This window comes from Mucilaginibacter sp. GW822-FHT03E02 (assembly GCF_058801545.1).
In genome coordinates this window covers 426567-438173 of sequence record NZ_JBXANJ010000001.1, presented here as the reverse complement: position 1 = coordinate 438173, position 11607 = coordinate 426567, and the positions used below count along the sequence as shown (strand labels likewise).

General features: G+C 44.9%; 8 protein-coding genes. 6 read left to right on the top strand and 2 right to left on the bottom strand.

Going from position 1 to position 11607, the window contains the following annotated elements; genetic code table 11:
* Positions 1-10 precede the first annotated feature (10 nt).
* A complete protein-coding gene (locus tag AC1RM2_RS01540; protein ID WP_492982705.1) occupies positions 11-676 on the bottom strand; it encodes a peptidylprolyl isomerase in 666 nt (221 codons plus the stop codon).
* Positions 677-919: 243 nt separating this feature from the next.
* On the opposite strand from AC1RM2_RS01540, the gene AC1RM2_RS01535 reads away from it, so the two are divergent.
* Both AC1RM2_RS01535 and AC1RM2_RS01530 read left to right on the top strand, forming a co-directional pair.
* Positions 920-1789 (top strand): alpha/beta hydrolase, encoded by an 870-nt coding sequence (locus tag AC1RM2_RS01535; protein WP_492982703.1) that lies wholly within the window; start codon positions 920-922, stop codon positions 1787-1789.
* 289 nt (positions 1790-2078) lie between these two features.
* Entirely contained in the window at positions 2079-5627 is a 3549-nt protein-coding gene (locus AC1RM2_RS01530) for a chemotaxis protein CheB (RefSeq protein ID WP_492982701.1), read from the top strand.
* Between the two features lie 22 nt (positions 5628-5649).
* Here the strand turns inward: AC1RM2_RS01530 and AC1RM2_RS01525 are convergent, their stop codons facing one another.
* On the bottom strand, positions 5650-6048 hold the full coding sequence (locus AC1RM2_RS01525; protein WP_492982699.1) for a GNAT family N-acetyltransferase: 399 nt from the start codon (positions 6046-6048) through the stop codon (positions 5650-5652).
* A 589-nt stretch (positions 6049-6637) separates the two neighbouring features.
* Here AC1RM2_RS01525 and purL point away from each other — a divergent pair.
* The 4 genes from purL (at position 6638) to AC1RM2_RS01505 (ending at position 11510) form a co-directional block, all read left to right on the top strand.
* Entirely contained in the window at positions 6638-8860 is a 2223-nt protein-coding gene (gene purL / locus AC1RM2_RS01520) for a phosphoribosylformylglycinamidine synthase subunit PurL (protein WP_492982697.1), read from the top strand.
* 3 nt (positions 8861-8863) lie between these two features.
* Entirely contained in the window at positions 8864-9253 is a 390-nt protein-coding gene (gene gloA2, locus AC1RM2_RS01515) for an SMU1112c/YaeR family gloxylase I-like metalloprotein (RefSeq protein ID WP_492982695.1), read from the top strand.
* Positions 9254-9698: 445 nt separating this feature from the next.
* Positions 9699-10385 carry an NUDIX hydrolase gene (locus AC1RM2_RS01510; RefSeq protein ID WP_492982693.1) on the top strand — a complete coding sequence of 229 codons (687 nt, stop codon included), beginning with the start codon at positions 9699-9701 and terminating at the stop codon, positions 10383-10385.
* 228 nt (positions 10386-10613) lie between these two features.
* On the top strand, positions 10614-11510 hold the full coding sequence (locus AC1RM2_RS01505) for an NUDIX domain-containing protein (RefSeq protein ID WP_492982691.1): 897 nt from the start codon (positions 10614-10616) through the stop codon (positions 11508-11510).
* The last annotated feature ends 97 nt before the right edge of the window (positions 11511-11607 follow it).

The following is an 11607-nucleotide window of genomic DNA, read 5'->3' as shown; positions in this document are numbered from 1 at the left end:
TTCGCTAATCCTATTTTAAAGCCTTAGTAACCTCTTGTGGCGTAAGTACGGTCAGTTTCATCCAAACGGGTGTGGCAGGGTTGCCGTTTTTGTCAACGGTTACCGCTGTTACCTGGTCTATCAGTTCAATGCCTTTTACTATTTCGCCAAAAACGGTGTAGTGCCCATCAAGAAAAGGCGTTCCGCCGGTTGTGCGGTAAGTGTTGCGCTGCGCTTCGGTGAAGTGGGTGTTGTACTTTTTTTCGATGGCATCCAACTCGTCGTTAGTCCAGGTGCGGCCATCTACAATGTAAAACTGGGTGGTGTATGATGATTCTGTTTTGTTGGCATCACGGCCCATGGCCACCACTCCCCGGCGATGGTATAAATCGGTTATAAACTCGGGCGCTATCCATTTCATTTCGGGCTTTAAGGTGCGCCCTTTATCATATAACGAATCCGGGTCGCCACCCTGTATCACAAATCCTTTCTGTATCCGGTTAAAGGTGGTGGCATCAAAATAATGGCTTTTAACCAGTTTAATGAAATTATCGCGGTGCACCGGCGTTTGGTTGTACAGTTTTACAATACACCATCCCTGTGGCGTTTCTATTTTTATATACGTGTTTTTTGGCTGGGCAAATGCACCCAGGGAAAGGCATAATAAAGCTGCAAACAGGAGCAGTGATTTTTTCAAGTTGATAAAGTTTACAAAAGCCAATATGCATGGTTTCCTGCTGACTAATTTACGTATAACTGTGGTTCATCGGGAATATATTTTTGCACTTCATAAAATAACACGGCCTTTAAATTGTGCCTATTATTGGTATTGTGTTAAAAAATAAATTATCATTGTGTTATATTTACGCATTGAGCGTCTTGCTCTGTAAACCAATACAACCAGGAAAATAAGTCGGGATAACCCAATAATAGGTCAGTTATGAAAAATTACAAATTATTTTCATTTACGTGTATTTGCGTAATGTTTTGCCGTTTTAACAGTTTTGCCGCCGGAGTAGATACCCTGGATGTTTATAGCCAGCTAATGCAAAAGACGATTAAAGCCGCTGTGGTGTTACCGCAATCGTACAAAAGCACGCAACAAAACTATCCAGTTATTTACCTGCTGCATGGTGGGCAGGGCAATTACCGCGACTGGCTGTCAAAAACCGACGATAAGCTGCTGCTGCTTAAACTTGCCGACCAGTACAATTTTATCATTGTTACCCCCGATGCCGGGCTGATGAGCTATTACTTTGACAGCCCCCTGGATAAAGGCAGCCAGTACGAAACCTTTATAACCAAAGAACTGGTAGAAAAAATAGACGGCACCTACCGCACTATAAAAGACAGGAAGGGGAGGGTTATAGCCGGCCTATCCATGGGCGGCCACGGCGCTATGTATCTATCGGCGCGCCATCCCGAATTATATTGTGCCGCCGGCAGTATGAGCGGCGTAATGAACATTAATACCGCCACCTGGACGGTGCCTGCCGAATTTGCCCAATTGCGCAATAAAAACTTTGAACATTTGCTTGGCCCGCCAAAAGATACCGCCAACCCATACCGCGAATATTCTGCCGTGGGGCTGGCCGATAAAATGAAAGCCAATGATGTAAAGCTGATTTTTGATTGCGGGTTTGATGATATCATGATTAAACCCAACCGCGAACTGCACCAGCTGTTATTAGCCAACGGAACACCCCACGAATACACCGAACGCCCCGGCAAACACGAATGGCCCTATTGGAGCAACGCCGTATCCTACCAGTTTCTTTTCTTCCAAAAAGTGATGAGTAGCATTAAATAGTATCAAGTAGTAAGTATCAAGTATCAAGATTTTTGACTTTCGGACTTTCGGACAAAAAGCTTTCGGACTTCCTGATACTAATTTGCAGCAGTCTTGATACTTACTACTTGATACTTATATCCGCTACCCGATACTAAAACGCCCACCATATTTCTTATTAAGTAATCTCATTTTCTTATTAAACTTTAAAAGGCTTGCGAATGCTAAATTTAATCGTAACTTTCATCATACTTTCACTTCACTTCACAAAGATTTTTTTATAAATCCTAAAGCTCTTTAATTTCATTTTATGCTCGCAGCGGATCCCCATCATATTATTGCCATTGGCGCATCGGCCGGCGGTATGGATGAAATTAACTCGTTTTTTGACCACACCCCTTTAGATGGGGTTTCATATGTAATTATCCAGCACCTATCGCCCGATTTTAAAAGCAGGATGGTTGAGTTATTGGCCAGGCATAGCAAACTGGTGGTAAAAGAGGCCCAAAATGGCGTTATTGTAAAAAGTAATGAGGTATACCTGATACCACATGATCAATTCATGACCATTCGGGATGGTACATTGATATTAACAGAAAAAGGGAAGCACGCCGGTCCGCACCTCACTATAGATGTTTTTTTTAACTCCCTGGCCGATAATAGCGGTACCAAAGCCATCGGTGTCATCCTTTCGGGCCTGGGCCGCGATGGTACCGAGGGCGTAAAAGCTATAAAAAAAGCCGGCGGAATGGTGATGGCCCGTAATCCCGAAACTACTGCTTTTGGCAGTATGCCGTCGCATGCCATTGCTACGGGTGTGGTTGATTTTATTTTAGAACCCGAACTTATGCCCGCCGCGATTGAAGAATACGTGAAACATGAACAGGAGCTATTGGCGGATGAAGAAGAGGACGAAAAAAACATTACCGAAATTGTAGCCCTGATTAAAGAAAAATCGCCGCTTGATTTTTCGGATTATAAACTGAGCACCATTCTCAGGCGTACCAAAAGGCGCGCATCTAACAATAATTATGCATCACTTGCCAACTACCTTGACTTTTTAAGAACCTCGCCTGATGAAGTAGAGGCCCTGGGTAAGGATTTCCTGATCAGTGTAACTTCTTTTTTCAGGGATAAAGAGGCATTTGAATTTATCAAGAGTGATATCCTGCCCGATTTGTTGGGAAAGCTTACCGCGGGCGAAGAGTTAAAGATGTGGATAGCCGGCTGCGCCACAGGCGAAGAGGTTTACTCCATAGCCATATTAATTGCCGAACACCTGCACGGCAATTTTGCAAACGTAGCTGTAAAACTGTTTGCCACCGATATTGACGGTGTTGCCATGGCACACGCTGCTAAAGGTGTTTACAACCTTTCGATAAAAAAAGATGTATCGGCAGAACGGCTGCAGAAATATTTTATAAAAGAAAAAACAGGTTACCGGGTTACACCGGCTATTCGTAAAATGGTGATTTTTGCCCAGCACGACCTGGTGAAAAACCCGCCGTATTGCAATATGCACCTGATTACCTGCCGCAACCTGCTCATTTACATGACGCCGGTACTGCAAAAGAAAATATATACCATGCTGCTGTTCGGGTTGAAAATTGATGGGTACCTGTTTTTAGGGTCGAGCGAGAGCCCTATGCCTATAATCAAAGACCTGGAAGTGGTAAATAAAAAATGGAAGATATATAAAAACCTGAAGGCCAAACGGGGCGTTAGTTTCGACGCGTTTTCGCTGCCCGAGTTATTGGACATAAAACGCACACCGGCAAAATTTTTGCCCGAAGATACCGGCAATGCCAATAACGCGCTATCCGAGCATATGCACACCCTGCTGGCCAAAGATATGGGCTACCTGGCCGTTTGTATTAATGAGGCCAATAATGTAATAAAATCATACGGCGATACCTCCAGGTTTTTGCTGCAGCAAAACTTTAATTTAAACCTTGCCGAGCTATTGCCCAAACCACTTGCCATTGCATTTAACGCAGTGAAAATTGATGCCTTAAAAACAAACGAGAAGGTTAGTATTAGCGGTGTTAAAATTAAATATGGCAAAAAAATAATTAAAGTAAACCTTTCGGTTATCCCGCTGATACCTAAAAAAGGCGATCAGCCTTTGTTGTTGGTAACGTTTATGCAGGATACTAAAGTAAGTACTGCCACAGCAAACGAAAAAGTATTTGACGAGAAAATTTATCACGACAAATACACCGCCAACCTGGAAGAAGAATTAAAGGAACTTAAGTTTAAGCTAAATTCGGCTTACGAAAGGCTGGATGCCTCAAACGAAAATATGCAATCCTTTAACGAGGAGCTGATATCGGCCAATGAGGAGATGCAAAGCACCAATGAAGAAATGGAATCAGTGAACGAGGAGCTGCATACCATTAATTCAGATTACCAGGCAAAAAATAAAGAACTGCTGGAAACCAACGACGACCTAAACAATTATTTCAGGAGTAATATAAACGGCCAGCTCTTTATCAATAATAACCTGGAGCTGATGAAGTTTTCGCCGGGTACCGTAAAGCAAATTAACCTGCTGGAATCCGACATAGGGCGGCCGCTGAGCAATATATCAACCAATATTAAATTTGAAACTATTATTGATGATGTAAAAAAGGTGCTTCACGATGGCAGCGTAATCACCAAAGAGATTGAAACAAACAATGGCAAATGGTACCAGATTATGACCATGCCCTACGTGCAGCAATCTGATAATAAGCGGAATGGCGCCATCATTACCTTTAACGATATTACCGAATTAAAAGGCATTCAGCAGGAATTAAATATCAGTAACAATATGCTCGGGATGGCTATAGACTCTACCGAGATGGGCACCTGGACTATAGATATTAAAACCAGAAGGTTTACCCCGTCTGCCCGGCTTAAAACGATGTTTGGCTTTCACGCAACCGAGGCGATGAGTTATGAAGACGCCATAGCCCAGGTTGTTGAAAAATACCGGCATGTGGTAACCGAAGCAGTGGAAACCGCTATTACCACTGGCGCGAAATGTGACGTGGAATATCCGCTCCTGGGGTTTCATGACAAAAAACTGCGCTGGGTACGCGGAATTGGAAACCTTGCATTGGATAATGAAGGCAAACCATCCTATTTTACAGGCCTTTTGCTCGATGTAACCGTTTTTAAACTGGATGAGCTCCGGAAAAATGACTTTATTGCCATGGCAAGCCACGAATTGAAAACCCCACTTACCGCAATACAGGGTTATGTGCAGATGTTAAATTTAAGGGCAAAAAAAATCAGTGATGATTTTGCAGTTACTTACCTGGCCAAAGCCAATAACCAGGTAAAAAAGATGACGTCGCTGATTAATGGTTTTTTAAATGCATCGAGTTTTGAGGCAGGTAAAATTTACCTGAACGAAGAAACTTTCGAGATGAACACCTTACTGGACGAAGTTGTTGAAGAACTGCTGCTAACAACCAATACTCACCAGGTGAGCGTAATTCCCGGTACAGTTATCTCAATCAGGGCCGACAGGGACAAGATAGGCCAGGTGATCAGCAATTTTTTAAGTAATGCGATAAAATATTCGCCTAAGGGTGGCAGTATAAAGTTGTACTGCCAGCAAGCCGATAATATGCTGCTGGTTAGCGTTAAAGATGAGGGGATAGGCATTAACCCAGAGGATCAGGAGAAACTTTTCGACCGTTATTACCGGATCGAAAATCCGAATACGGTAAGTATCTCGGGCTTTGGCCTTGGCCTTTACCTATCGGCCGAAATTATACAAACACATAAAGGCAAAGTATGGTCAGAAAGTGTTTTGGGCGAAGGTTCTACGTTTTACTTTAGCCTGCCCTTAGCAACCGTACTAAATTGACATGGAAACCCGGGAAAATACGCTACTTTTTCCTCGCCATTATAAATCCGTTATCCACTGTTTTGAAACCAACTTTAGGGTAATATTCCATAGCATCAGGGACAGATAGCAGGAGTATCATCACCTCGTCGCCCAGGTGTTGTTGGGTTAATTCGATCAGTTTTTTACCGATGCCCGATTTTTTGAGGGTAGTTGTAACGGCCAGGTCGGCAAGGTAGCAACTCCAGGCGCCATCGGTAATGCAGCGGGCAACATCCGCAAGTTCATTGTTGTGCCAGGCTGTAACAATAAGGTTCGATCCCTGGTAAATCCGCATAATCCTATCCGGATCGTCGACAGGGCGGGGGAGGCCGCAGTTCTTGTACAGTTCTATGACCTGTTCGGTAGTTGGCATGATGTCTAACCGGTAGATGATTTCCATAGGGTTTAATTAATTGTTTTTAGAAACTATACAGCAAGATAATTCAAAAAAGCATCATGTAGTAAGTATCAAGTAGTAAGATTTTTTGATGTGCAGGTGTGCAGATTTCAGATGATTTGAGAATTTGAAAATTTAAATCTGAACTGAATTAAACGAATTGAGGTTTTTTTGAATTCTGTCAATTCTTTAATTCTGAAAATTTCGGTTCAGACAAGTGCGTTAGGGACAGAAGTGGATACCGGCCCGCGCCTAATGCCTTGTGTGCGTATGTATGGCCCGGGCCGCAGGCAACGCCCATTTTAGTAGTAAGTATCAAGTAGCAAGATTTTTTAAGTTCCCCTCTTGAGAGGGGGCGCGTTTGGCTGAGCATCGGTAGGGGTGTGTTCTACGCCATGCATCACCCGCTTCAATAATAGCATATTCAATAAACACACCCCTCCGCCCCTCTCAAGAGGGGAATCGCACGGGCCTCCGCTTTTTTGAACCTTGCAACCCGTTCCCCGAACCTCAAAACCTTTCGCCTTTTACCTTTCGCCTTTCCACCTTTTTTCCTAATTTTGCGCATCCTTTCAAATAAAACAATATTACATTGGAGCACCAGGAATTAACCACCGTTGAAACCGCCAAAGATTTAGGCTTACTACCCGAAGAATTTGAACGTATTAAAGAGATATTAGGGCGTGTGCCCAACTTTACCGAGCTATCTATTTTCGCGGTAATGTGGAGCGAACACTGCTCATACAAAAACTCCATCACCTGGCTAAAAACTTTACCTAAAGACAGCGACCGTATGCTGGCCAAAGCAGGTGAAGAAAATGCAGGCCTTGTTGACCTTGGCGATGGCATTGGCTGCGCCTTTAAAATAGAATCACATAACCACCCATCGGCCCTTGAACCTTACCAGGGTGCCGCAACCGGCGTGGGCGGTATCAACCGCGATATATTCACCATGGGTGCAAGGCCCATTGCCCAACTGAACTCCCTGCGCTTTGGCGATCTAAAACTGGAGAAAACCCAGTGGTTGGTTAAGGGTGTGGTAAAAGGCATCAGCCATTACGGCAACGCCTTTGGTATCCCAACCGTGGGCGGCGAATTGTTTTTTGACGATTGCTATAACGTAAACCCATTGGTAAACGCCATGTCTGCAGGTATTGTTAAAGCGGGCGAAACCGTTTCAGCAACTTCATACGGCGTGGGTAACCCTGTTTACATTGTAGGTTCGGCCACCGGTAAAGATGGGATTCATGGGGCGGCTTTCGCGTCAAAGGATATTAGTAAAGATTCGGTGAACGATTTACCTGCCGTACAGGTAGGCGATCCGTTCCAGGAAAAACTGTTGTTAGAGGCTACTTTAGAAGTTATAAAAACCGGTGCCGTGGTAGGTATGCAGGATATGGGCGCTGCCGGTATCATTTGCTCCAACTCGGAAATGAGCGCCAAAGGCGAGCACGGTATGCGTATCGACCTGGATTTGGTACCAACCCGCCAGGCCAACATGAAACCTTACGAGATCTTGTTATCTGAATCGCAGGAGCGCATGCTTATTGTGGTACACAAAGGCCGCGAAAAAGAAGTTGAAGCTGTATTTGATAAATGGGACCTTAACTGCGCCATTATTGGCGAGGTTACCGATACCCAGCGCTTAGAATATTATATGCACGGCGAAAAAGTAGCCGATGTTCCTGCCGACGATTTAGTGTTAGGCGGCGGTGCCCCGGTTTACGAACGCGAATACCGCGAGCCTGCTTACTTTGCCGAAAATAAGAAATTTAACATAGATGATGTTGCCGAGCCCGCCAATTTGGTAGAGGTTGCCGAGCATTTATCTGCCCACCCTAACTTAGCATCAAAACGTTGGGTAACCGACCAGTACGATAGCATGGTGGGTGTACAAACCATGACCGCCAACCTGGCCTGCGATGCAGCTGTTGTTGCCGTTAAGGATACCAACAAAGCAATCGTTTTAACTACCGACTGTAACTCGCGCTACGTATACGCCGATCCTTACACCGGTACTGCCATTGCCGTTGCCGAAGCTGCACGTAACATTACCTGTGCCGGTGGCGAGCCGGTTGCTATTACCAACTGCTTAAACTTTGGTAACCCTTACAACCCCGAAGTTTACTGGCAGTTTGTAAGCGCCATTAAAGGGATGGGCGATGCCTGCCGCAAGTTTGAAACCCCGGTTACCGGTGGTAACGTAAGTTTCTATAACCAGTCGGCCGATGGTGGTTCGGTATTCCCAACGCCAACTATTGGTATGCTGGGCGTAATGGAAGATACCGAAAACATCATGACTGCCGATTTTAAACAACCCGGCGATTTGATTTACCTGATTGGCGAATCGGTTAACGATATCGCGTCGTCGCAATACCTGGCCTCATGGCATAAAATTACCGCCTGCCCTGCGCCATATTTCGATATCGAAAAAGAGTATGCTACGCAGCAAACCATTAAAGAATTGATTAAACACCGCGTGCTGGAAAGCTGCCATGATGTGGCCGATGGTGGCTTGTATACTTGCTTGTTAGAGTCCGCCATGCCAAACGGCCTGGGCTTCGATATTGAAACAGATGCCGCTATCCGCAAAGATGCCTTCCTTTTTGGCGAGGCACAGGGCCGTATTGTGGTAACCGTTGCACCCGAAGAGCAGGAACGCTTTGTAGAGTTTATGGCTACCAGCGAAACTGAGTTTAGCCTGCTGGGTGCTGTAAACAACGGTTTCCTGAATGTAGACGAAGAACTGTTTGGGCACGTTACCGACGTAAAAATGGTACATAGCAATGTTTTACACTCTATTTTAGGTGAATAAATAATGCTGAAACTTAACCAGGTACACCACATAGCCATCATTTGCAGCGACTACGAAAAGTCGAAGCATTTTTACAGCGAGGTACTTGGTTTAAAAATAGTGCGCGAAGTATATCGCGAAGCACGCCAATCATACAAGCTTGATCTGGAAGTGGGTAACCGCTACCAGATCGAGCTTTTTTCATTTCCAAACCCCCCACCACGTCCGTCGCACCCCGAAGCTGCCGGCCTGCGCCACTTAGCCTTCGAGGTAAATAACCTTGACGATGCTGTATCTCACCTGAAAGAGCAAGGGGTAGAGGCAGAGCCTATCCGTGTGGATGAGTTCACCGGCAAACGTTTTACCTTTTTTGCTGATCCGGACGGTCTGCCGTTGGAATTGTATGAGGTGTAGTAGTAAGTATCAAGTAGTAAGTATCAAGATTTTTTCAAAATTCCCCTCTCGAGAGGGGGCGCGCCGGATTGCGCGGTAGCAGGGTGGGGGGTACGCCATGCATTGGGGATATCAAGGTTGACTTTCGGACAAATGACTTTCGGACTTAAAACAAATGTAGCTGTCTTACTACTTGATACTTACTACTTACTACTAATGTGGGCGTTGCCTGCGGCCAGGCTCTGTGCTCATACGCCTGCAGGCTTTACGCGCAGGCCGGTATCCGCGCCGATCCTTAACGCTTTTGTCTGAACTCGGATTCGTCAGATTTATCAGATTTTTTGGATTTTGATTTACAGATGGGTTAAATAATTTGGAAAAAAATCCTGTAACTCCTTTAATCCGCTTAATCCGAGTTCAGAAATTATAATTTGCGTAGATTTTCCGCATATTAATACCTTTGCATATGCCCACTACCCAGGATATTAAAGTAGCTGTAGATGCCGTAGTATTTGGATACACCTCAAAAGAAGGATTATCGGTATTGCTCATCAAACGCAACATTAGCCCCTTTAAAAATACCTGGGCACTACCTGGTGGACTGGTTGGTAATGACGAGTCATTGGAGGATGCCGTACAACGTGAACTGAAGGAAGAAACCGGGGTAAGCATCAACTACCTGGAACAGCTGTACAGTTTTGGCAAACCTGGTCGCGATCCGCGTAACAGGGTAATTTCCATTACCTACTATGGTCTGGTTAAGCCGGATGCGTTCGAGATTGAAGCCGCCACTGATGCCGCCGAAGTAGCCTGGTTCAACGTCAAAAAAATACCGCAACTGGCGTTTGATCACCAGGACATCATCGTGGCAGCGCACGATCGCCTTAAAAACAAGATTCTTTACCAGCCAGTAGGCTTTGAGCTATTGGAAGAGCGCTTTCCCTTCTCCGAACTGGAGAAGCTATACATGGCCGTTTTAGACAGGGCCATAGATCGTCGAAATTTCAAAAAGAAGGTCAGTAAATTTGGTTTTCTCGAAGAAACTGACGAAAAGCAGGCACTTGCAGGCGCCGGCCGGCCGGGAAATCTTTTTCGTTTTAACCAGGAAAAATATTTTCAGCTTCAAAAAGAAGGTATCAATTTCGAGATTTGATTTCTTGTTGAAACGTATCAAATGCGTGTGCCGAAGGCAAACGAACCATTTTGTAGAGACGCATCACATGCGTCTCCCGTAGGACAGGTGACGAATTATATGGCCGATTTGCACCGTTGAATTGCATGTGGGAGACGCATGTGATGCGTCTCTACGGGAAAATATTTTCAAAATAATTTGCGTATTTAAAACGCATATTTATATTTGCGTATAATTAACGCAAATAAGATGAAAATAGCCGTGATTATTGCCCGCTTCCAAACGCCATACCTGCACGACGGGCATAAAAACCTGATTGATACCGTAAGTACCAATCACGCCAAACTGATTATCCTGTTAGGCGTAAGCCCAATAATGGGCAGCCGTAAAAATCCGTATGATTACCACACCCGCGAAAAAATGATCAAACGGGAATACCCGGATGTTATCGTGCTGCCGGTGAGCGATCACCCGAGCGATAGGGTATGGTCTGATAACCTGGATAATTTGCTGAAAAGTGTTTTCCCTAATGGCAGCTTCACGCTATTTGGCAGCAGGGATAGTTTTATCCCGTACTATCTGGGCCATTTTGAAACTGTAGAGTTGCCTGCTCACGGCGATTACAATGCTACCGAATTACGCAGGCAATACGCCGATAAAGTTTTTGATTCCAACGATTTTCGGGCGGGCATCCTGTACGCTTACTATAACCAGTACACCAAAGTATACCCAACGGTTGATGTGGCTATGTTCAGGAACAATAAAACCGAACTGTTGTTGGGCAAAAAAGCCAACAGCCCCAAATGGCGCTTTATAGGCGGCTTTGCCGATCCGGAAGACGAAAGCTACGAAGCCGCCGCCAAACGCGAACTAAGCGAAGAGTGCGGAAACGTAGAGGTAAGCAACATGACCTACGAAACCAGTCACCGCGTAAACGACTGGCGCTACCGCAATGAAGCTGATAAAATTATTACCTTGTTATTCAGTTGCGACCACCTAACTGGCGAACCCGTAGCTAACGACGATATTGTTGATGTGGCCTGGTTTAACTTAACAGACCTTACCCAGATGATAAGCAACGACCTGATAAACGATGAGCATGCCAAAATGTTAAAGCTCATTATCACCAAATACCTTGATAAGTAATGATTACTGATCGTTTGTTTTTTATCCCCTCTCGAGAGGGGGCGGGCAGGATTAGCGTGATGGCAGGGGTGTGTTTATACGCCATGCCCTCTACGCT

What these genes read in the sequence shown, in the direction of transcription:
- AC1RM2_RS01530 (WP_492982701.1), top strand. Translation starts at nt 2,079, where the DNA reads ATGCTCGCAGCGGATCCCCATCATATTATTGCCATTGGCGCATCGGCC.
- AC1RM2_RS01525 (WP_492982699.1), bottom strand. Translation starts at nt 6,048, where the DNA reads ATGGAAATCATCTACCGGTTAGACATCATGCCAACTACCGAACAGGTC.
- AC1RM2_RS01505 (WP_492982691.1), top strand. Translation starts at nt 10,614, where the DNA reads ATGAAAATAGCCGTGATTATTGCCCGCTTCCAAACGCCATACCTGCAC.
- AC1RM2_RS01535 (WP_492982703.1), top strand. Translation starts at nt 920, where the DNA reads ATGAAAAATTACAAATTATTTTCATTTACGTGTATTTGCGTAATGTTT.
- gloA2 (WP_492982695.1), top strand. Translation starts at nt 8,864, where the DNA reads ATGCTGAAACTTAACCAGGTACACCACATAGCCATCATTTGCAGCGAC.
- AC1RM2_RS01510 (WP_492982693.1), top strand. Translation starts at nt 9,699, where the DNA reads ATGCCCACTACCCAGGATATTAAAGTAGCTGTAGATGCCGTAGTATTT.